At 61.0% G+C, this 25039-nt stretch carries 31 protein-coding genes and 1 tRNA gene; 20 read left to right on the forward strand and 12 right to left on the reverse strand.

Annotation, left to right across the window (positions count from 1 at the left end):
• Window positions 1-348 precede the first annotated feature (348 nt).
• Window positions 349-756 carry a hypothetical protein gene (locus tag AMK00_RS05235; RefSeq protein WP_010055906.1) on the reverse strand — a complete coding sequence of 136 codons (408 nt, stop codon included), beginning with the start codon at window positions 754-756 and terminating at the stop codon, window positions 349-351.
• 262 nt (window positions 757-1018) lie between these two features.
• Here AMK00_RS05235 and AMK00_RS05240 point away from each other — a divergent pair.
• Both AMK00_RS05240 and AMK00_RS05245 read left to right on the forward strand, forming a co-directional pair.
• Window positions 1019-1095: transfer RNA gene (locus AMK00_RS05240), tRNA-Pro, on the forward strand.
• Between the two features lie 322 nt (window positions 1096-1417).
• A complete protein-coding gene (locus AMK00_RS05245) occupies window positions 1418-2770 on the forward strand; it encodes a hypothetical protein (RefSeq protein WP_064809786.1) in 1353 nt (450 codons plus the stop codon).
• A gap of 136 nt (window positions 2771-2906) precedes the next feature.
• Here AMK00_RS05245 and AMK00_RS05250 read toward each other — a convergent pair whose 3' ends face one another.
• Window positions 2907-3302: a winged helix-turn-helix transcriptional regulator gene (locus AMK00_RS05250; RefSeq protein WP_064809787.1), complete on the reverse strand. Its 396-nt coding sequence runs from the start codon at window positions 3300-3302 to the stop codon at window positions 2907-2909.
• A 126-nt stretch (window positions 3303-3428) separates the two neighbouring features.
• On the opposite strand from AMK00_RS05250, the gene AMK00_RS05255 reads away from it, so the two are divergent.
• The 4 genes from AMK00_RS05255 (at window position 3429) to AMK00_RS05270 (ending at window position 5659) form a co-directional block, all read left to right on the forward strand.
• Window positions 3429-4277 (forward strand): SDR family oxidoreductase, encoded by an 849-nt coding sequence (locus tag AMK00_RS05255; RefSeq protein WP_064809788.1) that lies wholly within the window; start codon window positions 3429-3431, stop codon window positions 4275-4277.
• A 16-nt stretch (window positions 4278-4293) separates the two neighbouring features.
• Window positions 4294-4689: a DoxX family protein gene (locus AMK00_RS05260; RefSeq protein WP_064809789.1), complete on the forward strand. Its 396-nt coding sequence runs from the start codon at window positions 4294-4296 to the stop codon at window positions 4687-4689.
• Between the two features lie 111 nt (window positions 4690-4800).
• Complete coding sequence (locus tag AMK00_RS05265) at window positions 4801-5277, forward strand: LysR substrate-binding domain-containing protein (protein WP_237350468.1); 477 nt, start codon at window positions 4801-4803, stop codon at window positions 5275-5277.
• Window positions 5278-5419: 142 nt separating this feature from the next.
• Window positions 5420-5659 (forward strand): DUF982 domain-containing protein, encoded by a 240-nt coding sequence (locus AMK00_RS05270; protein ID WP_064800987.1) that lies wholly within the window; start codon window positions 5420-5422, stop codon window positions 5657-5659.
• A gap of 26 nt (window positions 5660-5685) precedes the next feature.
• On the opposite strand, the gene AMK00_RS05275 is transcribed toward AMK00_RS05270, so the two are convergent.
• Together AMK00_RS05275 and AMK00_RS05280 are read right to left on the reverse strand one after the other, a co-directional pair.
• Window positions 5686-5913 carry a hypothetical protein gene (locus tag AMK00_RS05275; protein WP_064809790.1) on the reverse strand — a complete coding sequence of 76 codons (228 nt, stop codon included), beginning with the start codon at window positions 5911-5913 and terminating at the stop codon, window positions 5686-5688.
• A 13-nt stretch (window positions 5914-5926) separates the two neighbouring features.
• Window positions 5927-6190, reverse strand: a complete 264-nt coding sequence (locus tag AMK00_RS05280; protein ID WP_064809791.1) for a hypothetical protein — start codon at window positions 6188-6190, stop codon at window positions 5927-5929.
• A gap of 385 nt (window positions 6191-6575) precedes the next feature.
• Here AMK00_RS05280 and AMK00_RS32415 point away from each other — a divergent pair, with 385 nt between their 5' ends.
• Window positions 6576-7028 (forward strand): hypothetical protein, encoded by a 453-nt coding sequence (locus AMK00_RS32415; protein ID WP_145924197.1) that lies wholly within the window; start codon window positions 6576-6578, stop codon window positions 7026-7028.
• On the opposite strand, the gene AMK00_RS05285 is transcribed toward AMK00_RS32415, so the two are convergent.
• A complete protein-coding gene (locus AMK00_RS05285; protein ID WP_064800991.1) occupies window positions 6985-7632 on the reverse strand; it encodes a S24 family peptidase in 648 nt (215 codons plus the stop codon). The genes AMK00_RS32415 and AMK00_RS05285 overlap by 44 nt on opposite strands.
• 82 nt (window positions 7633-7714) lie before the next feature.
• Between AMK00_RS05285 and AMK00_RS05290 the strand changes: the two genes are divergently transcribed.
• The 8 genes from AMK00_RS05290 to AMK00_RS05325 all read left to right on the forward strand — a co-directional run bounded on the left by AMK00_RS05290 (window position 7715) and on the right by AMK00_RS05325 (window position 11826).
• Window positions 7715-7939 carry a hypothetical protein gene (locus AMK00_RS05290; RefSeq protein WP_064809792.1) on the forward strand — a complete coding sequence of 75 codons (225 nt, stop codon included), beginning with the start codon at window positions 7715-7717 and terminating at the stop codon, window positions 7937-7939.
• Between the two features lie 139 nt (window positions 7940-8078).
• Window positions 8079-8345, forward strand: a complete 267-nt coding sequence (locus AMK00_RS05295; RefSeq protein ID WP_064809793.1) for a hypothetical protein — start codon at window positions 8079-8081, stop codon at window positions 8343-8345.
• Window positions 8346-8379: 34 nt separating this feature from the next.
• Entirely contained in the window at window positions 8380-8748 is a 369-nt protein-coding gene (locus AMK00_RS05300) for a hypothetical protein (RefSeq protein ID WP_064809794.1), read from the forward strand.
• Complete coding sequence (locus AMK00_RS05305; RefSeq protein ID WP_041678583.1) at window positions 8714-9112, forward strand: hypothetical protein; 399 nt, start codon at window positions 8714-8716, stop codon at window positions 9110-9112. The genes AMK00_RS05300 and AMK00_RS05305 overlap by 35 nt, the downstream gene beginning before the upstream one ends.
• Window positions 9109-9405 (forward strand): GcrA family cell cycle regulator, encoded by a 297-nt coding sequence (locus tag AMK00_RS05310; RefSeq protein ID WP_064800995.1) that lies wholly within the window; start codon window positions 9109-9111, stop codon window positions 9403-9405. Before AMK00_RS05305 ends, AMK00_RS05310 begins: the two co-directional genes overlap by 4 nt.
• The gene (locus AMK00_RS05315; RefSeq protein WP_064800996.1) at window positions 9402-9611 is read left to right on the forward strand and encodes a response regulator transcription factor; all 210 of its coding nucleotides are present in this window, start codon (window positions 9402-9404) and stop codon (window positions 9609-9611) included. Before AMK00_RS05310 ends, AMK00_RS05315 begins: the two co-directional genes overlap by 4 nt.
• 14 nt (window positions 9612-9625) lie before the next feature.
• Window positions 9626-10219 (forward strand): hypothetical protein, encoded by a 594-nt coding sequence (locus tag AMK00_RS05320; RefSeq protein WP_064809795.1) that lies wholly within the window; start codon window positions 9626-9628, stop codon window positions 10217-10219.
• Between the two features lie 710 nt (window positions 10220-10929).
• The gene (locus tag AMK00_RS05325; protein WP_064805953.1) at window positions 10930-11826 is read left to right on the forward strand and encodes a glycosyltransferase family 25 protein; all 897 of its coding nucleotides are present in this window, start codon (window positions 10930-10932) and stop codon (window positions 11824-11826) included.
• Here AMK00_RS05325 and AMK00_RS05330 read toward each other — a convergent pair.
• From AMK00_RS05330 to AMK00_RS05340, 3 genes are all read right to left on the reverse strand, one after another.
• Window positions 11723-13120, reverse strand: a complete 1398-nt coding sequence (locus tag AMK00_RS05330; protein WP_064811645.1) for a sensor histidine kinase — start codon at window positions 13118-13120, stop codon at window positions 11723-11725. The genes AMK00_RS05325 and AMK00_RS05330 overlap by 104 nt on opposite strands.
• Before the next feature lie 58 nt (window positions 13121-13178).
• Complete coding sequence (locus AMK00_RS05335; RefSeq protein ID WP_064800999.1) at window positions 13179-13862, reverse strand: winged helix-turn-helix domain-containing protein; 684 nt, start codon at window positions 13860-13862, stop codon at window positions 13179-13181.
• 526 nt (window positions 13863-14388) lie between these two features.
• Complete coding sequence (locus AMK00_RS05340) at window positions 14389-14733, reverse strand: ArsR/SmtB family transcription factor (RefSeq protein WP_064801000.1); 345 nt, start codon at window positions 14731-14733, stop codon at window positions 14389-14391.
• Window positions 14734-14841: 108 nt separating this feature from the next.
• Between AMK00_RS05340 and AMK00_RS05345 the strand changes: the two genes are divergently transcribed.
• Entirely contained in the window at window positions 14842-15588 is a 747-nt protein-coding gene (locus AMK00_RS05345; protein ID WP_064805956.1) for a glucose 1-dehydrogenase, read from the forward strand.
• 299 nt (window positions 15589-15887) lie between these two features.
• Here AMK00_RS05345 and AMK00_RS05350 read toward each other — a convergent pair whose 3' ends face one another.
• Window positions 15888-16163 (reverse strand): DUF4242 domain-containing protein, encoded by a 276-nt coding sequence (locus tag AMK00_RS05350; protein WP_064805958.1) that lies wholly within the window; start codon window positions 16161-16163, stop codon window positions 15888-15890.
• Here AMK00_RS05350 and AMK00_RS05355 point away from each other — a divergent pair.
• A complete protein-coding gene (locus AMK00_RS05355; protein ID WP_237350440.1) occupies window positions 16162-17625 on the forward strand; it encodes a tetratricopeptide repeat protein in 1464 nt (487 codons plus the stop codon). The two genes, AMK00_RS05350 and AMK00_RS05355, sit on opposite strands and share 2 nt — an antisense overlap.
• A 251-nt stretch (window positions 17626-17876) precedes the next feature.
• On the opposite strand, the gene AMK00_RS05360 is transcribed toward AMK00_RS05355, so the two are convergent.
• The gene (locus AMK00_RS05360) at window positions 17877-19583 is read right to left on the reverse strand and encodes an adenylate/guanylate cyclase domain-containing protein (RefSeq protein WP_064801002.1); all 1707 of its coding nucleotides are present in this window, start codon (window positions 19581-19583) and stop codon (window positions 17877-17879) included.
• Between the two features lie 871 nt (window positions 19584-20454).
• Between AMK00_RS05360 and AMK00_RS05365 the strand changes: the two genes are divergently transcribed.
• On the forward strand, window positions 20455-20937 hold the full coding sequence (locus tag AMK00_RS05365) for a hypothetical protein (RefSeq protein WP_064801003.1): 483 nt from the start codon (window positions 20455-20457) through the stop codon (window positions 20935-20937).
• A gap of 239 nt (window positions 20938-21176) precedes the next feature.
• Window positions 21177-21959, forward strand: coding sequence for a hypothetical protein (locus AMK00_RS05370; protein ID WP_145924198.1), 783 nt, complete (start codon window positions 21177-21179; stop codon window positions 21957-21959).
• A 369-nt stretch (window positions 21960-22328) separates the two neighbouring features.
• Here the strand turns inward: AMK00_RS05370 and AMK00_RS05375 are convergent, their stop codons facing one another.
• Together AMK00_RS05375 and AMK00_RS05380 are read right to left on the reverse strand one after the other, a co-directional pair.
• Window positions 22329-23120, reverse strand: a complete 792-nt coding sequence (locus AMK00_RS05375; protein ID WP_064809797.1) for an SDR family NAD(P)-dependent oxidoreductase — start codon at window positions 23118-23120, stop codon at window positions 22329-22331.
• Window positions 23121-23231: 111 nt separating this feature from the next.
• On the reverse strand, window positions 23232-24119 hold the full coding sequence (locus tag AMK00_RS05380) for an AraC family transcriptional regulator (RefSeq protein ID WP_082240271.1): 888 nt from the start codon (window positions 24117-24119) through the stop codon (window positions 23232-23234).
• A gap of 133 nt (window positions 24120-24252) precedes the next feature.
• Between AMK00_RS05380 and AMK00_RS05385 the strand changes: the two genes are divergently transcribed.
• A complete protein-coding gene (locus AMK00_RS05385; RefSeq protein WP_064809798.1) occupies window positions 24253-25020 on the forward strand; it encodes an SDR family NAD(P)-dependent oxidoreductase in 768 nt (255 codons plus the stop codon).
• The last annotated feature ends 19 nt before the right edge of the window (window positions 25021-25039 follow it).

The raw sequence follows: 25039 nt of genomic DNA on the forward strand, positions 1-25039 counted from the left end.
TCCGACCCTTCGGGCCACCTTCTCCCCGCTGGGGAGAAGAGGGAGAGTGGCGCTTGCCCATCAATCCCATTGGATGAAGTGCCTATAAGCAGGCGGGTTCGTTTGCCAGTGCCGGAGCAATTTGCTCCCTCTTCTCCCCAGCGGGGGTCCGAAGGACGGGTCGAGACCCGTGGCTCGACCCCGGTGGGTGGCCCGCAGGGCCGGATGAGGGGGCCGCACGGCACAACCTCACATCATCATTCGTTCCGTGATCCGCGTCCGAGGCCGCTAGCCTGTAACGATCCGCAGCAGCCCAAAACAAAACAGGCGGCACATCGGCCGCCTGTTTTCGTCTCTTCCGGTTGCCCGTTACTTCTGTTCAGGCGCCAGGAACTCGGCGCAATAGGACGGGCCGTTGACGCCCGGAATGTCGGCGACGGTGCGGATATCGCGGATCGTGTAATCGGAATTGGTGGTGATTTCGGCTTGGCAGCGCAGATAGGCGGTGCGGGCGGCGGCGATCTGCTTGCCGCGCTTGCCATCGGCGCCTTCGGCATATTTCGCCGGAATGCGCACGGTCTTGTAGCCGCCGCGCCAGGTATAGATGGTGCTCGCACCTTCCTCGCGGTCGCTGATCGGCGGCCCGTAGGCGGCAAAGAAGATGCCCGCCGATTTGCCGACCCAGCGGGCCTCGATCGGATTGCCAGCGGAAGGAATAGTCGTGCATCCGGCAAGCGCAATTGCAAGCCCGGCCGCGGTAATGGTGCGGAGTTTCATCGTGTCGTCCCTGATCTCTAGCGCAATGGCTGCGAAGCCGCCGTCGCGGCGGTTTCGCCTGTCCCGCCGAGCCCTTTAGCGCGGAACCCGGCAAAAGAAAATTGCCCCTTTTGCACTTCCGTTCGATTTGCTTGCGGTGTGTCTTTTTGCTGCAGCGGCCCATTCCGGCCGCTGTCATCAACCCGTCAAAAAATCCCTCGGTTTTTTGAAATTTGGTGCTTGTGCAACCAGATAGGCTGTTCTATAGAAGCGCCGCTGGTCACGGAGTGTAGCGCAGTCTGGTAGCGCACCACGTTCGGGACGTGGGGGTCGAGTGTTCGAATCACTCCACTCCGACCAGCGGAAACCCCCTTTTTTACAGGGGGCTAGTGGTGATCCCGAGCGCCAAAAGATTATCCGACAGATTCAAATCGACAGAAAAACCGACAGATATCGGTTTGAGATCACGCGATCTCGTAGACGTCGGCGGCCGCCTTATTCGCGAAGCCCCTTGTAAGAGGCACGCCGCAGCGAAGGCAATCGGCTCGGAGCCTCAGACCGGGCGAGAACAAAGGATTTCCATTGCTAATTTAGCATGTTGTAATATTGTGGATGGGATTTGTTTCATTGCGGTAAAACCAGGTGCGCAAGCCGAAAACCTCGGCTGCGTGGAGGGATTTCTATGTCTCTACGCTCTCATGGTACAGCAGCTTTTTTCCTTCTTCTCCTCTGTTCAACGATGATCCCGGCGGCCGCCCAGACGGCCAAAAAAGCCTCTGTCGGCGGCAAGGAGTTTGATGCGGCGGCGGCCGCCCAAGCCAGACGGTTCCTGGAGGAGGGTCGCGAGACATTCCGCTTCGACACGTTCGGCAGTGAGGACTTCTGGGGAGGCAAACTCAAGCTTCACGAGGCGATCGCGGGTGAGAAGCTGGGGGGCAAGGGGCCGGGACTGAGCCCCAAGAAGGCTCTGGAGCTCGGTCTGAAGGTCGACCTCAACGCCGTCCCGAAGGACGTCGCCGCAGCGCTCAACAAGGGCAAGGTCGATCTTGACGATCCGGCGAGCACGCTTCTGCTGCTGAAGGCCAATGCCGTTGTTGGGGTAACCGGATTTTTCGGCGACGACGGCAAGACGCTGACGTCGGTCGGCATCCAGTGTGCGGTATGCCATTCGACAGTCGACGACGCCTACGCTCCCGGCATCGGCCGCAGGCTGGATGGCTGGCCCAATCGCGACCTGGACATCGGTGCGATCGTCGGGTTGGCGCCTGACCTCACGGCATTCACCGAGATGCTGCAAATCTCCGAAGCCGACGTGAAGAAGGCGGTGGCGGCCTGGGGGCCTGGCAAGTTCGATGCCGAGCTCAACCTGGACGGAAAGGCCTTCCGCCCGGACGGCAAGACGGCCGCGACGCTCAATCCCCCCGCATTCGGATTGGCGGGCGTAAATAACCATACCTGGACCGGGGCCTGGGGGAACGTCAGCTACTGGAACGCCTATGTCGGCAATCTCGAGATGCACGGCAAAGGCGTGTTCTACGATCCGCGGCTTGATGACGCCGAGAAGTATCCGGTTGCAGCCAGGACAAAGCAGGGTCACAAGCAGGACAAGGAAGACCGGATCACCGCCAAACTTCCGGCGCTGCACTTCTATCAGCTATCCCTACCCACCCCGCAGCCGCCAAATGGCACATTCGACAGTGCGGCGGCGGAGAAGGGAAAGGCCCTCTTCAACGACAAGGCCAAGTGCTCCACTTGCCATGTGCCGCCGCTCTTCACAGAGCCCGGTTGGAACCTTCATACGGCGGACGAGATCGGGATAGACGATTTCCAGGCGGTGCGATCCCCGGATGGTCGCTACAGGACAGCGCCGTTGCGGGCCCTGTGGAACATGGAGAAGGTCCACAAGGGTGGCTTCTACCACGACGGGCGGTTTGCCACGCTCGAGGACGTCGTCGAGCACTACAACGATCATTTGAAGTTGGATCTGAGCACTCAGGAAAAGGACGACCTCATCGAGTATTTGAAGTCGATCTAAGTCTGCACCGAATTCCGTGCGCTTCCTTGGGGGGGCGACGGTGGATTCCGTATCCCGAGCCCGGCCCCAAAGCGGCCGTCGGGAGTAAGCGCTTCTGCACTGACAGCCTCGCCGCACGGTATTTCCATCTCGGGCTTCATACCTCGCGGGTGTCGAAGTCCGCCCGAGCCTTCTCGATCACAGGGCGATAGTCGGTTGCCCAATCGCTGAGTACCCGCAATGGCTCGATCAGCGAACGCCCTGCGTCGGTGAGAGCATATTCCACCTTCGGCGGGATGGTGGCATAGGCCGTGCGCGACACCAATCCATCGCGCTCCAGACTACGGAGTGTGAGGGTCAGCATCCGGTGAGACACGCCGCCGATCTCGCGCATCATCTGGTTGAAGCGCAACGGTCCCCGTGACAGCACTCCGACAACCATAATGGTCCACTTGTCGCCAATGCGATCAAGAATCTGGCCGAGCGCACGGCAGTTGTTGTGATCTTCGCTCGCAGGCAAGTCCACGGCCTGCGTGGCGGCGGTGGTGTTCATTGGCTACTCCATCAAGGCACGCACATCCCTGTGCGTGGCGCACTTTCATGTGCATTCTTGTGCAGATACCCGATATCGATCATATCGTCACGTACATTTTGTTCGTTAGCAGAAGAGGACGACGACATGAAGATCGGCATCAACGGCGCAAGTGGGAAACTGGGTGCGGCCATCATCGAAGAACTCAGCTCACGCGGAGGCGGCCACCAAATCGTCGCCATTTCCCGCTCGCCCGAGAAGGCAGGTAGCGGGGTCGAGGCTCGCAAGGGTGACTATGACCAGCCAGAGACGCTTCTGGACGCCTATGCCGGGCTCGACCGTCTGGTGCTGATCCCCAGCGCAGACCTAGGTCCGGGCGTGCGCGGTGTACAGCTCAAGTCCGCCATCGATGTGGCCGTGAAGTCAGGTGTGCAGCACATCGTCCTGCTGTCGGCGGCAGGCACACGCGAGGCTGCCGTTCCTGCACTCGGCGAGTCCTACTGGACAGCCGAACAGCATCTGATCAGGTCAGCTCCACACTGGACGATCCTGCGCATGAACTACTATGCACAGTCCATGATCGACGAGGTCATGATGTCACAGAGCCAAGGAATGCTCGCTGGACTCGGCGAAGATCGCGTCGCGTATGTCTCGCGCAACGACGTGGCCGCAGCGACAGCAGGAGCCGTATTGGGCGAAGGTCACGCAGGCGCGATCTACAATCTGACGGGACCCGATGCGCTAACAGGGCATGACGTCGCCGCCATTGCTGCGGAGGCACTTGGCAAGCCCATCGTGTTTGCCTCGATTACCGAGGAGCAACTGCATGGCGGCTTAGGCCAGGCCGGGCTGCCCGATTTGGTTGTCAATGCCATCATGGACATCAAGAAGACCTTTGTCGAAGGACACTTCGATGTGCTTACACATGATGTCGAGCGGCTGTCGGGCCGTGCGCCGATCTCGTTCCGCAACGTGTTCGCGGCAACGAAGTCGTGAGGAGAACCGAGTAAACATGGCCCGCAAATACATTTATTGGATCAGCACCGCGCTTCTTTCGGCGTTGTACCTTATGTCCGCCACCTTCTATCTCACCCAAAGCGACACCGTGCGACAACTGTTGGGTCAGCTTGGCTTTCCTGGCTATCTGGTGCCGCTCCTGATTACGGTCAAACTGCTGGGAGTGGCGGCGATCCTTTCCCGCATCAGCGTCGGACTGAGCGATCTCGCCTACTCCGGAATGTTTTTTCACCTGCTGCTGGCGCTATCGGCTCATCTGAACGCGTCCGACTACGCCGGATCAGTTCCGGCATTCCTCGGTCTGGGCGTCCTTGTCGTGTCTTTCACGACCCAAAATGCCGCACGAGCAAAGCCTTCGCCGTATGCGGCCTCCCAGCCGGCCGGAACCTGAGATACCTCCTGGCATCCAAACCTTTGCGATCTGCGTCCCGATCCAGTTTCGGGCGCAGTCGTCATGGCCCGTCGCGCCGTCGACTTCGCTGCCGGTCAAGTCGACGTAGCAATGCGTTATGGTGCCGGTCGCTACCCTCACGCGGCGGCGGAGCGCGTCATGAACGAGACGGTCTCACCGGTATGCTCCTTGGAGTACCGCCAGAAGATGGGCGGGATTGATGCACCGAGCGACCTGGTCAAATGCCAACTCATTCACGAGATCGGGATGATCACGACCTGGGAGCGATGGTTCGCGATGATGGAGCTGCCGTACCCCGGTATGCGTGGGCCCGGATACAGCCATGGAAGCATGTCCATTGAGGCAGCCATTCGAGGAGCGGGTGTAGCTCTTGGGCGGAGTGTCCTTGTTGCAGAAGACCTTGCCGCTGATAGGCTGGTTTCATTATTTCCCGACGTGGCCCTCGAGGTCGAGTGGGGTTACGATCTGCTGTACCGCGTCGGCAATCAAGACCAACCAAAGGTCCGCGCCTTTCGGAACTGGATGCTAAAAGAGGTGCGTGAATTCATACGAATTGTGAAAACCTGAAGCATCCGAAAAAAACTGAGCCAAGGTGTAATCGGAACATCGCTTACTGCACTTTCTGATTGGTTGAGAAAGAACTTGGTGTCGGTGGAACGAGTCCGAACGCCGCTCGTTGAGTCGGATGTCCAGCGTGAGGGGCTGCATCATGAGCAGGCGACGAAGCTTCAAACCGGTGAAGATCACCATCAATGGCAAGACCAGGACCGTTTATAATGTCGTCCAGGCCGGCAATACCTTGCTGAACGATTGGCCCGCGCAGACGCCGGCGGCCAAGGCTGCCGAGTTGCTGGTGCTTGATGTCTTCAACGATCTCGCCGAGCCCGAGCAGGTGCGGCGGGCCTTCATTACTGCGGCGAAGGCGAGCGACATCAAGTTCAGCTCCTGACCGGCGGCGCTTCGAAAGGCATTCGCTCACTTCCATGACACCCGCTCCTGGCGGTCGAGACCGCGACGCTTGAGTTGTGGCTCCATCCAGGCGGCCGAGACGAGCGCCGCCAGCAATCCGAGGGCGATGCAGGTGAGCGCTTGGATCCGCCACGAGACGAAGGTGACCGGCGCCGGGATGCGGGGCTTCTCGGCGCACTGACCCGGCGTGCAGGCGCAGCCGGAAAAGGCTTTGATGACGCAATCGGCGGACATGTCGGTTTCTCCCTCAGGCGTAAAGCTGATCGCGATCGGTGATGCCCATGATCTCGCGGGCGTAGCGGTAATGCGCCTCGACACTGGCGGTGGCGCCGCGCAGCCATGACGGGCCGCGGATCGAATGTTCAGGGCGGCCGAGATAGGCAAAGCCGAGGGCGCCCATGCGCTGGGCCTCGTTGGCCATATAGGCATCGCAGTCATCGAGCCCGCGCACCGCATTCCAGCGGGTGTCCCGCCGGCTCTGATCGGTCTCGATCCTGCGGATATGCTGCATTGCTCTGCCCTCTCGTGCCGGCTGGTCGGCCTGTCGATACAGGTATATAACATACCCTAGACCGTCAATCGAAAAAGGTATAAAAAATACCTGAAAGATTGACGAGGTACGAATCGTAGGCGTATGCCTCGGCCAAGTGATTGGGCGACCGGGTGCAACTCCCGAGCTGACGAAGCCCAGCGGCGCGGGAAGCGAAAGTCCTTAAGTGCGCTGTCAGAAAATCAGGACGAGGGCGAAGCGAATGGCCCCTCTGGCACGTGTCCCATCCCGGCTCCGGCCTTCAGGACATGGCCAATGCTCTCCCGGCTTCATGGGCTTTGCTCATGGGGTAGGGGGAAGCTTTGGCCGGAACCCTCCCTCACCAGCCTTCAGGAACTGGAAAGAGATGGAAGAGAGAAGGAGTGAGAGAGATCAGGATAGCGCAGGCGCGCGGGCGGCGGCGATGACCCGCTCTGCTGCGCGTCGCGGCTTTCAGATTGGACGCCTGTGCTCGAAGCGGTTGTTTGCAGGCGCGTCGGACCGCGAGGTCGCTGCAGGCAGTTTGACCGTGGCGATTGGAGCGCCGGGCAGAGCCGGTTTCGGCCATGCGAGAGGTTCACCTCAAAACAGGATCGCCCGCGCGGCGCCGAAAGCGATGATCAGCACGGCAAGCGTCACGAAATGGAGCCAGATTCCGCCGGCTCATGAGGGCGGGCGGATCATCTTGAATCGTTTTGCGAAGTGGTTGGAATTTTGCTGGAGCGGTAAACGTTACATCGCGGAATTAGTTGAGATTTTCGAAGAGGTCTGGACTCTCACATCTCGATCACCGACCGGCGGACGCGGCCGACGATGGTGACGGCGCCCTGGAATTCCGGCGGCGGCACGTCCTCGTAGGAGGCGGGCTGGAAGGGTGGATTGTCGTTCGGGCGGTAGCGCTTGTAGGTCGCAGCCCCGGTCTCGTCGGCGACGACATAAAGCGCGTTCGGCGCCAGGCGCTTGTCGCGGCGGTTGACGAAAATGATCGAGCCCGGCGGCGAGATCTTGTTCATCGAATTGCCCTCGACCTCGAGCGCGATCCAGTCGCCGTCGGGCAGGTCGAGCGCGGCGACGGTCGGGAATTCCGAAAAATCGGTGATCGGCGCCTGCTCGGTCAGCTGCCCGGCGCTGACCCAGGAGATCTTCGGCACGTCGGCGACGGAGACCGGCCGCTCCTCCGGATCGAGTGCATCGCCGGTTCCGAACTGCAGCCAGTTGAGATTGACCCGGAACGCCTTGGCATATTTCTTCGCGTCGGCGATGCCGAAGCCGTTCCGGCCCGACTCGTGCGCCTTGTAGACATTGGCGTTCCAGCCGAAACGATCGACGATCGCTTTCGGCCCGGCAAAGCCCGCGTTCTTCCTGGCCATGACCAGACGCTTTGCGCGTTCTTCGCGCTCAAATTGTTCCTGATCTTTCAACATGATATAAATTATACCCTAAAAAAAGGTACATGTAATGCCCTAAATCGCTTGACGTGCGAGGTATTTTACGTACCCTATAGCCATGACACAAGCACATATTATCAACAATCGACCCCGGCTTTCGGGCGCTGCCAATGCCCGCTACACCGGCTGTCCGCAATGCGGCAGGGCGCTCTCGATCGCCGAGGTGATCGAGCGCCACTGCGAGAATTGCGGCCGGCAGACCGAGCCGGAAGAGATGCGGCAGACGCCGGTCTTGCCCGGTTCTCAGCCGATCACCAATTCCGTCAGCCTCACTCCTCCCTGAAGGCTCTCGGCAGCTGGCGTCGTCGTCCTCCCTCGGCGACGCCAGCCTCTTCCACAAGTTTGAATATGAACGATCCGGCCGGCGCCCGCTTGGCGGGAAGGGCCGGCTGCGGATCGAAAATGAGAAAGAGAATCAAGCGATGAGCATCGCTCCTGCGCATCAAGGCACGCACATGAACGCCCTCGAGCTCTTCCGCTCCGGCCGGGATTATATCGAAATATCAGCCATCCTCGGGGTGTCGGTGCCCTCGGTGGAAAGTGAGATTCACCGGCTTCGCAGCGCCGAGAAGGGCGACACCGCCCAGCAGGATTATGCCGGCCGCGAGTTCAGGCGGTTTCCCGACCGCGCCGCCAGGCCGGGCGCTCCGGTCAATTTTGCCGGCGGGCGGCCGAGGCTGCTGGCTTGAGGGCGCAGCGACCGCGAGCGGGAAAGGACATCGCATGGAACAGGAAGAGATGAGCAAGGACATTATGGAGATCCTCAGCCCGGTGCTGGGGCAGGAGCTGGCGGCGGCGATCATCGAGCATCGCAGCCGCACACTGAAGAAACCGCTGACGGCCTATGCGGCGAGGATCCAGCTCAAGGAGTATCTCAAGACCGGCAACCCGGTCGAGGCCGCCGAGATGCAGATCCTGCGCGGCTGGCGGGCGATCAAATCCGATTGGTATTTCAATGAGAAGGCGAGGGAAGCCGGGTCGATCGATGCAAGCGTGGGCAGAAGGACAACGGTCGATGCCGCAAGAGATTTCCTCTCCGGTGAAGATCATAGCGGGGATGCTTTCGGGTTTTCCGGCATCCGCCGGCATTGATCCCGACATGCAGATCCGCGCCTATCTCGTCGCCATCGACGGCATTCCGGCAGAGGCGGTCTGGCGCGCCGCCAAGCTGTTCCTGTCAGGCAAGGTCAGGGACCATAACCGCGCCTTCGCCCCGAGCGCGGCGAGCTTCGCCGAAATCGCCCGCCAGCAGCAGGCGGTGATGACGGCGCAAAACCGCCCGCGCGTCGAAGCGCCGCCCGAACAGCCGCAGCCGAAGGTCGCCGCCTACAAGATGCGGCTGCTGAGACAGGCAGCAAACGGCAGCCGCAGCGCCAAGCGGGCGCTGGCTGAGATGTTTCCCGACAACCCGGTCATCGCAAGGGCCGCACGAGACGCACAGGAGGCAGTGGGATGAGAGATCTGTTCTGGACGGAAGACAAGATCGTCAAGGCGCAGAAGCTCTGGCAGGAGGGGTTTTCGGCACGTCAGATCGCCGAACTCTTCGGCTCGAAGAAGAACACCGTCATCAACATGGCGCATCGCAACCGCGACCGGTTTCCGCCCAGGCAGGACCCGCGCAAGCCACTGGCCGTCGCCGGCGCGGTGCCCGCGCCGATCTGCCATCCCGACCGGGTGCGGCGGGTGACGCTGTCGGGCGCCGAGGTGACGATGCCGCGCGTGCCGACGATCGACGGGCCGGCGCCATGAGTGCCGTAACCAGTGCCGTGACCCCGCGCGAGCGCGAGATCATCCGCTGGATGGCCGCAGGCAAGACCGCCGCCGAGATCGGCACCATCCTCGGCATCTCGCCGATCACCGTCAACACCCACATATCAAACGCCAAGGCGAAACTCGGCGTGTTCAAGGAGACCGCCCTGGTCGCCGCCGCACTTCGAAACGGCATCATTCAATAGGAAGGATAATCAGCATGGGCGGCAAGGCCACCAAGGTGAAGATACAGCGGGCCAACAAGGGCGCCGGCCGGCCGCGCAAGGCCAATGTCGAGCGTTTCCCCTGCGGCAAGATCAAGCCCTTCGAAACCGAGAAGGAGAATATCAGCGTGGCGATGGCGGCGCGCCGGCGCATCCACGGCTTCGGCAGGACGGTGGCCGACGAGACGGTCAGAAGCCCCTATGCCGGTTATACCCTCGGCCGCATGTTCCTCGACGGGCTGATCACCGACGAGCAGCGCCAGGCCGGCGACGACTATGCCGAGGTCATGGCCCGCTATCACAAGACGACGGGCATCCCGGCTCCGAGCCCCAGGGCCCAGTCGCTCTTTGCCGTCAAGGGCCATGAAGGCGAGGTCACCGAAAGCCTCGCCGACCGCGCCCGCAAGGCCAGCAACCGCATGATGGAACTGCAGGCCGTTCTCCTGCGCTGCGAAGACGGGCCGCAGGTGCGCAGCACCGTCTATAACGTCGCGGTGATGGATTACGAACATCTGCGCCAGATGCCGCCACAGCAATTGCTGTGGCTGCGGCGGGGGTTGATCGCGCTGCGCAGGGCGAAGGCGGGGTGATGGAGGCGAGCGTGGGCGGGCTTCGAACTGGCGCGATGCACGCCTGGCCTTGGCCAGATCGCCCTATGGAATGGTGTGCCGTGCCGCCCACTCATCCGACCCTTCGGGCCACCTTCTCCCCGAGGGGAGAAGAGGGAGAATGCCGTTTCTCTGTCGACTCTATCAGATGGAGTCCCTTTTAAGAGGCGGGTTCATCCGGGTACTGCAGGCGTGCCTTGCTCCCTCTTCTCCCCAGCGGGGAGAGGGTGGCCCGTAGGGTCGGATTAGGGGGCACACGGCACAGCGCCGTTTATCCGGACGTGCCACGGGGCTGCCGCTCCAATCGCGATGCCGATCAGACGTGGGCAATCGCGTGGGCGCGTCCACATATATGAACGCGCCCTGGCGAGTGGGCCGCACAGAGTATCGAAGTGCATGGCTGTGTTATAAGCACCTCCGCACGGCCCACAAACCTTACGATCGGCGAAGTCCGTTGTTCCCGAGTCGACGGAGTATTTGAATGTGACGGGCGGGCTTCGGAGAGATTTGAACGGCGCACCCGGCACCGCCGGCAAACAGCCTAGCCTTCGTCTTAAGCATACCGATCCGTAAGGATGCATTCCTCGTCTGCCGGTCGCCGCAGCTTACGAAAATGTATAGTCCGGGCGAGGTCCCCGTGAGGTTTGAAGCGCAGGCTTGGCGCCGTCATTGCCAAGTCGAGGCCAAGTCTCATGAACGTGCGCGCCACACCCGCCGCCCTTATGCCGGCCCTTCATCCGGTCAGCCTGCGGGTCAATACCTACCTCATCAATCTCGACCGCGCGCCGTTGCGCCGGTTTCGGATGGAACGGCTGCTGGCAGGCTTCGGCCTTGCCTATGAGCGCGTGGCGGCGGTCGACGGTGCGGCCATCAGCCTGCCGCATCCCGGCTTCGACGAGGCATCCTATCTCCGCCGGCACGGCCGCCGGCCGAACCCTTTCGAGATCGGCTGCTATCTCAGCCATGTCGAATGCGCCCGGCGCTTCCTCGCCAGCAATGGCGAATTCGCCCTCATCCTCGAGGACGATCTCGACTTCGACGATGATCTGCCCGAGCTGCTCGAGGCGGCACTTCGCCACCGCGCGCACTGGGACATTCTGCGGCTGTCGACGGTCAATTCCGGGCGAAAACACCGGGTCGAGCCGCTGACCGCCTCGCGCTCGCTCGCCATTGCGCTGACCCGCGAGAAGGGATCGGGCGCCTATCTGATCAACCGCAAGGCGGCGGGCTGGATTGCCGGGGCGCTGCTGCCCATGCGTCTGCCCTATGATCTCGCCTTCGACCTGGAGTTCGACGACGGGCTGCGCGCCTGCTTCGTCGATCCGCTGCCGGTGAGCCAGAGGGCCGATCCCTGCTCGCAGATCCAGGCGGGGCTTTCGGCCTACCGGCTCGGCCACCGCCGGCCGTGGAGCGTGCTGCCTTTTCGCGCTGCTGCCGAAATCCGCCGTTTTGTCGCCCGCTTCGGTCGGCTCGCGGCATGGCGGCTCAGGATTTCTCCGGCATCAATGGGAAGGCGATCGAAACGCGAAGGCCGGGATGATTGTCTGCCAGCGCAATCTCGGCCGAATGCAGTTCGGCGATTGCCTTGACGAGGCTGAGACCGAGGCCGCTGCCTGGCGTCGTGCGGCTCTTGTCGATCCGGTAGAGGCGCCGGAAGACCTTGTCCCTCTCTGCGGCCGGAATGCCCGGGCCGGTATCGACGACCGAGAGGATGGCGCGGTCGCCCTGGCGGCGGAGCGACAGGGTGATGCCGGTTGCGGCCGGGCAATGATTGATCGCGTTCTCCACCAGATTGGCGATCATCTGCGTCAGGAGATCGCGGTCGCCCCAGATGACGGCGGGAGCGCGCCCGGCGATCGTCAATGACATCTGCGCATCTTCGGCGACATCGCCATAGACCTCAGAGATGACGCTCAGAACGGCGTCGAGATCGGTCGCCTGGAAACGCTCCTTGCGGGCGCCGGCCTCGATCTGGGAAATGCGCAGCAGCGCCTCGAAGGTGGCGTTGATCCGGTCGCTCTCGTTTCGTGCCTCGTCGAGCAGAGCCGAAACATCCGCCCGCCGATCGTTCTCGGCCACCGCCGCATCCAGCGTCAGGCGCAGCCTGTTGAGCGGTGTTTTCAGATCGTGGGCGATATCGGCGCTCACCTGCCGCATGCTCTCGACCAGCCTTTGCAGCCGCTCCAGCGCCGCGTTGATCTGGATCGCCACCGTATCGAGATCGTCGCCGTTGCCGGTGATCGGAATGCGGGCGTCGAGCGCGCCGTGAGAGACGTCATTCATGGTGTTGGTGACCCGGTCCAGCCGCGCCTGAGCACGAACGGCGAGAAAGACACCGCCGCCAATCGCCGTCGACACGACGATTGCGGCCGCCCATTCGAAGCTCACCAGCACGATCCGCAGCATCTCGTCGGCATCGTTGAAGTTCTCGGCCACGACAAGGCTGTAGGGGCCGACCGTCGATACCTGCATGCGATAGCGTTCATGCCCCTTCAGCCCGACATCGCCCGAGGTGACGGTATAGACGCCGTTCGGGATGCGCGGTGCCGCGAAATTGCCGGCCAGCTTGCGCCCGCTGGCATCCGTCAGCGAATAGAGCCCGTCGGAGGTCGACTGGAAACTCGCATAATTGTTCAGCGTGTTGATCAGGTCCGCGGTGTCGCCGGGCTCGTAGGTCGAGACGATGAGCGAATTCATTTCGTTGAGCGACTGGTCGACATCGCGGCCGAGGCCGAGGCTGAGAATGTGATAGATGATCGCGCCGCTGAAGATGAATGCGACGACGAAGAGGACGCCGAAGGTGACGGCCAGGCGGAACGGCGTGCTCCTGCGCAGGCTAGAGCATGATGCCGAAAAGTGTGCGCGGTTTTCGGACGAAATCATGCTCTTACTCTTTAAATTGCGAACAGGATTTGAGATTTTCAGGCCGATGGGCCTGAAATCATCCTGTTCGAGGCGCATGCAGGCTGTATCCGGTGTTGCGGATCGTGTGCAGAAGCTGGGCCTGGAACGGCTTGTCGACTTTGGCCCTGAGGCGGCTGATATGGGTCTCGACGACGCTGGTCTTCGGATCGAAGTGGAAATCCCAGACCCGCTCCAGCAGCATCGTCTTGGTGATGACGCGGCCCTCGCCGCGCATCAGCACCTCGAGCAGGGTGAATTCGCGCGGCTGCAGCTCGATCACCTGGCCGGCGCGCCGCGCCTCCCGCCGGATCAGATCGAGCTCCAGATCGGCGACCTTCAAGACCGTGCGCTGCTCCTGCACCGGCGGGCGCCGGCCGAGCGCATTGACGCGCGCCAGAAGCTCGGAGAAGGCGAAGGGTTTGGTGAGATAATCGTCGCCGCCGGCCTCCAGCCCCTCGACCCGATCGTCGACGCCGCCGATCGAGGTCAGGAACAGCGCCGGCGTGCCGACCTTGGCAGCCCTAAGTGAACGCACGATCGCCAGGCCCTCGAGGCCCGGCAGCATGCGATCGACGACGATGACGTCATAGGCCTCGCGCTGCGCCTGAAACAACCCGTCGCGGCCGTCGCCGATGACGTCACAGACATGCCCGGCCTCGGAGAAGCCCTTGGCGATATAATCGGACGTCTTGGTATCGTCTTCGATCAGCAGGATTCGCATCGGCCGCTCCCGGCATGCCTGGTGCGGCAAGATCTAGCCGAGACGACGGCTTGGCGGCAACTTACGGATTGGTAAGGGGGAGGGCGCATCGCGCTCCACCACGAGGTTCGACCTCGAGCGTGACAAGGCTGCGCGTAGCCGTTGGCCGGCAATGGCAGCGACCCACAAGTGGAGGGCAACATGACTTCCATATTGCATAGGCTGCGAAGTCCTCATTTCATGTCGTTATAATTATAACGCGTCGGCAAGTCTCGATCAGCCGCGGGCATGGATCCCAGACTCAGGGACTAAGGCCCAAGGCCGGGATGACGGAGTTTGAAGGTACGTTATGCCAAATTCGCAGCGGATGGTGCGTCGGCAAGCGGTGAGTGATGAAGTCTGGCGGTGAGATCAGAAAGCGCGATGTCCCGGTTTTGCCAAGGGTCTGCGTTTGCCGCAATCGCCTCCCCACCCTCCGTCGTCCTCGGGCTTGACCCGAGGACCCAGGCTTGCACCGGCAGCACCCATCGAAGGTATTCAAGGTCCGTCAACCCGTCTTCATTTGCTCGGGAAGCTGTCCGTAAGCCGTCAGAATCGCCCTGACCAGCCCTGGAAAGCGCTCGTCGAGCTCGGCGCAGCGGGTCTGGTTGCGCATCTCGACGCCCTGGCGCTCGCTGCGGATCAGCCCGGATTCGCGCAGCACCTTGAAATGGTTCGACAGCGACGATTTCGGAATGACGCGGTCGCCGAGATCGGCGAGCGCGGAACAGGTGCCGCCGCAGGCGGTGCCGGCGAGCTTGGCGAAGATCGCGACGCGCTCCGGATCCGACAGCGCATAGAGGATCGCATCGGGCTTGATATCCTCCAGGGCAGGGTGAAAGAGCGGTCGCATGAATTTTATATAGTGCCCCTTGAAACCGAGATCAACAGTTCCGAATTTCTGAACTACGGAACAAGGCCGCCAATTCCGGCGAGCCGTCCGGATCAGAAGGAACAAGAGATGGCTAAGCTCACAGGGAAGGTCGCAGTGGTCACGGGAGCCTCCAAGGGCATCGGCGCCGCGATTGCCAAGGCGATGGCGGCCGAAGGTGCTGAAGTGGTGGTGAATTACGCCTCGAGCAAGGCCGGAGCCGACGCCGTGGTCCAGGCGATCGGCGCGGCCGGCGGCAAAGCCATCGCGGTGCAGGGCGACGTTTCCAAGGCCGAACAGGCGCAGGGCGTGGTCGATGCCGCGGTCAAGGAATTCGGCAAGCTCGACGTGCTGGTCAACAACTCAGGCGTCTATGAATTCGCCCCGATCGGCGAGGTGACCGAGGAGCACTATCGCCGCATGTTCGACGTCAATGTTCTCGGCGTTCTCCTGACCACCCAGGCGGCGGCCAAGCATCTCGGCGAGGGCGGCAGCGTCATCAACATCTCCTCGGTGGTGACCAGCCTCGGGCTGCCGGCCTCGGCCGTCTACACCGGCACCAAGGGCGCCGTCGAGGGCATCAACAGCGTGCTTGCCAAGGAGCTCGGTCCGCGCAAGATCCGCGTCAACGCCATTCTGCCGGGCATGGTCGAGACCGAAGGCACCCACACGGCCGGCGTCATCGGCTCGGATCTGCAGCAGACCATGGTCGCCCAGACGCCGCTCGGCCGCATCGGCCAGCCGGACGATATCGCCGACATCGCCGTCTTCCTCGCCTCCGACGACGCCCGCTGGCTGACTGGCGAACGACTGGTCGCGAGCGGCGGCTTCCGCTAGGGCCTTTCCGGGTTCGCTTGAAGCATTCTGCCGGAGCGGGTTTTCGCCAGGGCAGAGGCGATCGGCGACGGCGTACGTCAAGGTACGTGTGAGCCGATCGCCTTTGATTGAAGTCTCGCGGATTTGCCGGGCAAATCAGCGGTAGGGTTGGCTGAAACGGGCCGCCTGATCGACCGACCGGCTTGGCCGTAGGGCTCGAACGATGGAGCCAACAAGCGATTCAGCCAGCCCGGAAAGGCTCAAGGCCGGGCTGGCCGGACGCGGTGTCGCAACATTTGCGCTTTGTCGCGCCGGATGCGCTATTTCACATCGTCGGCCGAGATGTGCCTGACTTCGGTAATTCTCACCAGCGGGATTTCGGCACGTTCGTTTGCCTCCTTCACATCCTGCTCCGACGAAGCGTCGAACAGGCAGAATGATCGTTCCTCGGCGGGAATGAATGTCGAGCGCAGATAGCGCACCGGCTTACCCTGCCTGGTCATCTCGGCAGTGACATTTTTCGCGCGCGATGCCGCCGCACTGAGCTGATCGGGAGTGATTCCTGGCAGGTGTCTTTCGACCATGTACTGTGGCATGATGATTGTCCTTGTGTTGAGCGATGACAGCATGCGTTTGGACATGTCGCGCGATCGCTTTAACTTCCGGCCGTTGCGAATGGACATCTATTTTGCCGCCGTATTCACCGACCTCGTCCGACACTCAGCGGTTTGGAACACGGTTTCGCGCGACACGATTACGAGCGCTATTGCAGAATATCGTTACCTGTCTCAGACGCTTGCCAGCCAATACGGGCGACGGCACGAGAATTTTACAGGCGACGGGCATCTTTATCTATTCGAATCTGCTGATGTGGCCGTCCATTTCTCGTTGAAACTCATCGCCTATTGGAAGCAACGGCGGCGTCACCTGACGACCGGCCAGGCGAACGATCTGCCAATCCGGGTGGGCTGCCACTTCGGCGAATGTTCCCGAATGCACGATGACGACGCCTGGATCGGTCGTGCCTTGAACATCGCGAAGCGGGTGGAATCATGTGCCGAGCCGGATACCCTCTTCGTCACGCAGACCATACTGGATCTCATCGATTTGCCCGTCTATCTCTTCCAGGAGGTTGATGTCTTCGAACTCAAGGGCGACTTCCTGCCGAGGCGACATCTCTATCGGGTCGTGTCAGTCGACCACGCAGCGCTTGCGGCACGTTCCGAAGAGCGGATGACAGCCGAGGACTGGTTCCTGAAAGGGGCGGGAATGACCGCTGCGGATGAGAAGGAATTGGCAGAGGAACAGCATTGTTACGAAAAGGCGTTGGAGCTACGCGCGGACTATCCGGAAGCGCACAACAATCTCGGTGTGATCCTGAAGGCCGCCGGCGACAGAACCGCCGCGGAAGCCCGCTACCTCAATGCCGTTCGTCTCTGGCCGCAATACCCGGAAGCTCACTATAATTTCGCGATACTCCTCGAGGAGACCGATCGCCCTGATGAGGCGGCAGCCCATTATCGGCTGGCTCTGAAGTACCGACCGGGTCACGTCGACGCCCTTCTGCGTCTGGCTGGTCTTTTTGACGAATGGGGTGACCGGTTCGAAGCGCACCAGCACTTTCAGGAGGCCCTGCGGCTTCGACCGGGCTTTGCCGAAGCCCACAACAATTTCGCGGTCTTCCTCGAAAAAACCGGTGATGCGGGAGCGGCTGAAGCGCATTATCGACAGGCGCTGCATCTGAGGTCGGACTACGCCGAAGTGCACTATAACTATGCGATGCTTCTTGAAGGCCGAGACGTCGAGGCAGCAGAATCACACTATCGCGCAGCACTGAGCTCGTCGCCGAATTACGCTGAAGCTCATAATAATCTTGGGGTGCTCCTTCACGAGAAAGGCGATTTCATGGAAGCAAGGTCACACTACCTTGCGGTGATAAGGTTGCGTCCCGGTGAGCCCCAGACGTATCGGAATCTAGCCCTTCTGCTGGCAGCAATGGGCGAGCAGGAGCAGGCGGATTGCTATGCCGAGAAAGCGAACGAGCTCTCTTCAGGTTAAGCAGGGTGAGTGCGTCCCGCGCAGGCGGCAATGGCCGGGCTTGCCCCGAGGACCCACGCCGGCATCATCGGCTGTGGCCATGGATTCCAGGCTCAAGGCCTGGAATGACGGAGGCCGGAGGTGCGTTTCCGCCCAACTCGCCGGCGGCGCGGCGCCTCGCAAATCCTGCAATTATCGGCTTTGGCGCAATCGTCGCTAGCGCTGTTTGCTTCGCACCTTGACAAACGCGTCGGGACTGTCCCCGCCCGCTGTCACGTCTCAGGCAGGCCCGCCTTTCGAAAGCCGTCGACAAAGTGGTCTCGTACAGATGCATCCCGCAGCGGCTGGGAGCTGAGCCAATGACCGATCGTAAAATGAGGGTGGGCGATCAGGAACAATTCGGCTTCTCGCCGCGCCTCGTCATGGTGGCCCAACTGCGCAAGCGCAGCAGCCAGGAATTTGCGTGAGTTGGTGCGATAGGTTTCTTTCCTGCGCAGTGTAGCGGTTGCCGCCTCATAGTCGCCCGCGGCGTATTGCGCCTGCCCAAGGTGACAAAGGTACCAGCAGGCTGGATAGGGATTGAGCCGCAGGGCTTTTTCGATCTGCGCCAGTCCGTCGGCAATCCTGCCGTCCAGCACGGACATATCAGACATGGCGGCCCAGGTGTCGGCGTGGTTGGGGTCCAGCTCCAGGGCCTTGGCAAAGGCTGCCTCCGACTCCTCCCATCGCCGCTCATAAGCCAGAATGGTACCCAGGACGTAACGGCAGCCGGCATCGTTGGGATCCAGGTCGACCGCCTTCTGCGCTGATGTCACCGCCATCCGACGGTTAGGATCTTCGGGCTCGCCGAAATGAGTCCAGGCAAGCCAACGGTTATAGGCGAGCAGACCGAGCGCCTCGGCATAGGATGGATCGAGCTTGACCGCGCGTTGGAGCAGCATATAGGCCTCACGCTCGGTTTGCGGCGACTCTTCCGTCAGGAGGCGAGCGCGCACACACAGATCGTAGGCCTCAAAGTTCTTCGGCCGATTGCGCGGCGTCGGGACGGTCAGCCGGCCGACGAGGGCTTCGACAATCTTGGCGTTGACCTCATCCTGCAACTCGAAAACATCTTCCACCGTCCTGTCGAACCGTTCGGCCCACAAGTGCTGGCCGCCAGGCGCGTCGACCAATTGGGCATTGATGCGGACACGGCCCATCGCGCGTCTGGCGCTCCCCTCCAGGACATAGCGGACGCCGAGTTCCTGGGCGACGAGCCGTACGTCGACCGGCTTGCCCTTGTAGCCGTACACGGAATTGCGCGCGATGACGAACAGGCCAGCCGTGCGGGAAAGGTCGGTGATCAGGTCTTCAGTCAAGCCGTCGACGAAAGGCTCGTCCGCTTCATTCCCACTCATATTCGTGAACGGCAATACAGCGATCGAGGGATTTTCCGGCAGCGGCAATATGCTCTGCAGCGCATCCGGCCAATGCCACACGTGGACTGGGCGGGTCAGGTTCTTCAGGTAGCGTTCGCCTGCATCGAAGAACCGGTCGGCGATCTTGCCGACGATCTCGCCGTGAACGCTGGCTGAAATGCAGATACCTCCCGGTGCTGCCTGCGTCTCGAGGCGCGCCGCGACATTGACGCCGTCGCCGAGGACGTCTGAACCGTCGTCAATGACATCTCCCAGATTGACGCCCACACGCAAAAGCAGTCGCCGGTCTCCGGAAGCCTCGACAGCAGTGGTGGCCCGTTGCATTTCCAACGCTGCTGCGACCGCGTCCACCGCGCTGCCGAATTCGATCAGGAAGCCGTCGCCCACGACCTTGAAGATGCGACCGTTGTGACCCATCACAGCCGGCTCGATAGTGCGAGAACGGAGTTCCCTGAGGTTCTCAAGCGTTGCGACTTCATCAGCCTCCATCAGGCGTGAATATCCCACCACATCGGCAACGACGATGGCAGCAAGGCGACGCTGAAGAGAATGGTTCGTCATTTGAGGACAAGCCCAACGACCGACTTCCCAAATTATTGTTCAAGCGCGGGTGAGTCAACAAATGGTAAGAGGTAGTGCTCAGAGCCGTCATCCCTCTTTGTGACCGCCAGCGTCGAAGCGGACCACACGGAAATGAGTATCCGCGGAAAGCGGTCGGTTTTCTTGAACGTCTGGTGACGGGCGGCGGGCGGCGGTTTCCGCTGAGATGGGAGTGAAAAGCGCGCGCCTCTTCAGCGCGCGCATACTCGGATACCGGTGCGCCCGCCCTCCGTCGTCCTCGGGCTCGCCCCGCGGACACACGCCGGCATCATCGGCATGGCCATGGATTCCAGGCTCAAGGCCTGGAATGACGGAGGCCGGAGGTGCGTTTCCGCCCAACTCGCCGGCGGCGTTATCGGCGTTGGCGCAATGTAACCGCGATTTTTGGGTCATCTATGAATTCGGATCGTGCTTAGGCAGGTTGTGTCCACAAGCAACATAGTGGACACAATGCGATGGATGATATGAACGAGGCGCGACTCTTGCAGGTAGTGCACGCTGTCGCGGTGGGAAACGGGCGTTTGACGCGGCGTCAAAAGCCAGACTAGTGGAAGCCTGCCTGACGCCCGTGTTTCGATATCGAAGCTGGCGCTTGAGAATGGTATCAATGCGAACCTGCTACGGAGCTGGATCCGTAAACAGCGCAACTCGAAAAGCCGGGCGTGACTGTGGCTTCAGTGACATAGAAGCGTGTGCGTCGTCGTCCGCACCGGCTGGTAAGTTTGTGCTCACGAGCGTGATGTTGTCATTTTGCAATCTTTTCGTGTTATTCGTCATTGCCAGACGAAGATTAGCGTCATATCCTGCAACATCGCTAATATGGGAGGGGCAAGTGGCGACAGATATCAAGCTGGATCATGGGGCAGATCAGGATACCGTAAAAATTGAGGCTGGAGCCTTAAGAATTCAGGCCGATGTTGTAAAGACGACGGCGTCGGACTTCCTCATTGATTGCCCACCTCGCCGAAGTAATAAAGGCGGCCCATATCGAAGAGCGCTCGTGCACGGCGAAGACGACAGCCTCATAGTCAATTTCCTCGGCGACTACCCAGGCGGGACGAGAATAGCTGACGCTAAGCTTAACCTAAGACTTGAACAACAAAACGGGGGGGAGCCCCTGCTCCCCAAAGATGCTCCTGTGGGCACACTTCATCTCGTTCAGTCAGTCATTAGCGGTTCTGGCTCCGAAAGTGGCTTCACTGATTATGAGCCCGGCCCAGTCCGCCTGTTCATCTGCGTTGGTCGCGATCAAACGGAAGAACAAGCCTACTGGTCTGAGGTTCAATTGGGGGAGCCGATCCTCGGATCGGAATAGGCTCGCTTAAAGTTCCGCACACCTTGGAGGCGCATATGAGGAGCCTACGCACAGTTTTGGAAGCCGCTTGCTCAGGCGAAAAGTCTTTAGCATCGCTCTCTCACAAATATGGCCGAAAGTCTTTGTCATACAGCGTAGCTGAACATTATATTCGCGATCGATATAGGATTCAGGGCGGCAAATTCGGCCAGCTCGGGGAGTCGGGTGAGGTCCAGCACGATCCTGAGCGTGGATATTGGATGGACACCCAGCTTGGCACCTTAACGCTGCATACACTCAGCGGTGAATGCGAGCCTCTTAGATACTACACTTCCACCATTACACTCTCCGGAATCCATTGCTTCGCTGCACAAGACGACGTAACTGACGAGCTGTTTGCGGTAATTTCGCTTATCAATGTCAATCCAACTGCTTCAGGCGTGGATCAGCTTGTGAAGACGTTCCGGACACCAATCGTCGAAATAGAATCTGGTGAGACCGCGTTCCAGAACGTTACCTTGGGAAACGTGCCTCTTGTCGGCACTGGTATCCGCGTTCACATCTCGCTCTGGGATCATGAGTCTGGCGATGCTGATGAAATACGCGACCAGATCGCAGCAGTGATCGAAGATGCTGCGAAGAAGGGGCAGCAGGCAATTGTCGGAGGTGCTCTTGGCAGTGATGCTGCCGTTACCGCGGGCAAGGTTGGAGACGTAACCGAATTCGAAATTGGCGGCGTAAAGCCGTTTCATATCCTGTCGTTAGGGATTGCTGGGTTGATAGCAAATGCCCTGGCTGACGATTTACTAGGGGACAATACTTTTTGGGTGCCCGCTCAAAATCTCAAGAATTTTGCAGATCCAAACCTCTATGCAAACTCAATTAGATATGATCCGGCAATGGGTGGCGACATTCCATTGAACTGGCCGCCTCCCGGGATTGAAAAACCCTTCAACAAGAAGGGAGCGCTATACAAGGCATTCTTCAAGATCACGACGACTGAAAGCGTAACGCCATGTGACCCACCGCTCGGCGGCGGTTGAACTCTTTATGGGATCACTCCATGGTCAGTGAAGTTGCGGTTCATGGCGCGCGAGACTGACGCGGTGGATTGCTGCACCAGCGGTCCAACGAGACAGGAGCGAAGCAAGCGGCGCAATCATCGACAGTGCTGTTTGCTTCGCACCTTGACTAGGCGCGTATTGCCGTTCCGAATAAGAGCGCTGTGACAGAGATGATGCGCCCTCTTATCAGTCGTAATGGCAGACCTTGCCGCAGAGCGGACTTCCGTTCGTTTGACGTTAGTACATCTGGACGCGATTTGCGGTCGTGCAATCGACACGCCAACGCTGCCCCGGCAGTGCTTCGACTTTCGCAGGCCGGCAATCACCACCAGCAGGCGAGGGATCGCCTCAGAGCGTGTCGATCAGTCCTCCGTCCACGCGCATGGAAGCCCCGGTCGTTGCGGATGCCAAAGGCGACGTCAGATAGGTTACGAGGTTGGCGATTTCCTCGACGCTTGCAGCTCGTTGGATGATCGAACTGCCACGATGCTTCTTGACGAAGTCGGCCGCGACCTCCTCGATCGGCTTGCCCGTCTTCGCGCGCTCTTCGGCAAGCATAGTCTCGACGCCCTCGGACAGTGTTGGGCCGGGGAGGACCGAGTTCACGGTAACGCCCGTACCGGCCATGCGCTTGGCGAGTCCGCGCGCAACCGCGATATCGGCGGTCTTGCTGACGCCGTAGTGAATCATCTCCACCGGAATGTTAAAGCCGGATTCCGACGCGATGAAGATGACGCGACCCCAGTCGACCTTCTGCATGCCCGGAAGGTAGGCACGCGAAAGCCTGACGGCCGACATGACGTTTACCTGCCAGTGGCGATCCCACACCTCGTCGTTCGCCTCGAAGAAGTCGAGCGGCTGAAAAATGCCCGCGTTGTTGACGAGGATGTCCACGTGAGGAACCTTGGCGACAAGAGCGTCACACCCTTCAGCGGTTGCCACATCGGCTGCGACGGCTGTGACGGTGCCCCCGGCACCTTCGACTTTCAGGCGTTCGGCGGCATTTGCGGTCTTTCCTTCGGACCGTCCGTTGATCACCACGTCCGCGCCCGCCCTTGCGAGCTGGCGGGCGATCGCGTAGCCGATCCCTTCGGTAGATCCAGTAACAAGAGCGGTCTTGCCTGCGAGGTCGATCTGCATCTGCTGCTCCTTGTGAGGTTGGATAGAGAACGTATGAACTCGCGGTCGGTCTCGCAACAGCCCACGACGTCGATACCCGATCGAATTCCTGCCGCGTGCGCGCTGAAACAGTCAGGCCGACAGAAGCTTTCCGATGTCCCGGCGTGGCGGAGCCCCGAACAGCCGGGCATATTCCCGGCTGAACTGTGAGGGGCTGGCATAGCCCACCTCAAAGGCGACCGTTTCCGCCGACATTTCGCGCGACAGCATCAGCCGGCGCGCCTCCATCAGGCGAATCTGCTTCTGAAACTGCACCGGTGTCATCGCGGTCATTGCCTTGAACTGACGATGGAAGGCTGTCGGGCTGAGGCCGGCGAGTGCGGCAAGATCGTCGACGCGCACCTGCTTGTCGAAATTGCCCCGCAACGCGTGGATCGCTTCGACCAGACGCCGGTTTCGCTCCGCGCCGACAACCATGCGGGCGAAGACAGCGCCATGTGGCCCGGCCAGCAGGCGATAGCAGAGTTCGCGCTTGACGCCGGGATAGAGCAGCGGGATTGCCTGCGGCTCGCCAAGCAGACTGACGGCGCGCGCAGCGCAGCCGAGGATCGCCTCGTTGAGCTCCATAACGAAGGCGGCATGCTCGTCGGAGGCCGGAGTGGGCGGTGCCTCCATGCTTTCATAGACTTCGCGTAGGATTGCCTGGTCGAGTTCGATGACGGCGCTGAGATAGGGCGCATCCGGCGCGCCGTGCACCACCTGGCTTGCACCCGGCATCTCGACGCTGACGACCATGGCCTGGCCGGTGCGATAATGGAGCCTCCGTTCGCCGAACGTCGTCCATTTCGCGCCCTGCACCACGATGCAGAGCGCCGGCCGGTGGATCAGGTGGTTCGGATGCCGCTCGGTGAAGGATCGGAGCAAGGCCAGCCCGTCGATCGCGGTGAAATAGGGGCTCCTGTTTCCATGAGCCGCAAACGCGGCGACGACAGCATCATGCAATATCGAAAGAGTGCTCAATCGGAGTCCCCGCAAACCTGGAATTCCAAACTAACGCCGGAGGCAGGATCAGGCAAGAAAGAAGCCGGTTCCGGCATGTTCGCCCCTGCTTCGCCCTCTTATGTTCAGCGTCATCAATCAAAGGAGAACGGCGATGACACAGAACTTTGAACGCAAAATCGCAATCGTCACCGGCGGCAGCCGCGGGCTGGGCCGCAACACCGTGCTCACCCTCGCCAGACGCGGTGTCGACTCGATCTTCACCTACAATTCCAGCAGGGCGGAAGCCGAAAAGGTCGTGGCCCTGGTTGCTGAAGCCGGCGCCAAAGCCATTGCCCTCAAGCTCGACACCGGTGACACCCACGGTTTCGACCCTTTCGTCGACGCCGTAAAGCAGGCGCTTGCCGATCTCGGCGCCGAGCGCTTCGACTACCTCGTCAACAATGCCGGAACCTCGCACCACAACAGCATCGAGGCGACGACGGAAGACGAACTGGACATGCTTTACAATGTGCACTTCAAGGGCGTTTTCTTCTTGACGCAGAAACTCTTGCCGCTGATCAATGACGGCGGTCGGATCGTCAACCTGTCGAGCGGCCTGACCCGCATCATCGTTCCCGGCAGCGCTGCTTACGGTGCGATGAAGGGAGCGGTCGAGGTGCTGACCCGGTACATGGCAAAAGAGCTAGGACCGCGTCGCATCGCCGTCAATGTCGTCGCGCCCGGTGCCATCCAGACCGACTTTAGCGGCGGTATGGTGCGCGACAATCCGGATCTGAACCAGCGTGTCGCCGAAATGACGGCGCTGGGCCGCGCCGGCCTGCCCGACGATATCGGTCCGATGATTGCCTCGCTGCTCTCCGAGGACAACCGCTGGGTCAATGCCCAACGCATCGAGGTCTCCGGCGGCATGTCAATCTGAGATGCCGGTCCGGACCGAG

Source organism: Rhizobium sp. N621 (assembly GCF_001664325.1).
GTDB classification, from domain to species: domain Bacteria; phylum Pseudomonadota; class Alphaproteobacteria; order Rhizobiales; family Rhizobiaceae; genus Rhizobium; species Rhizobium esperanzae.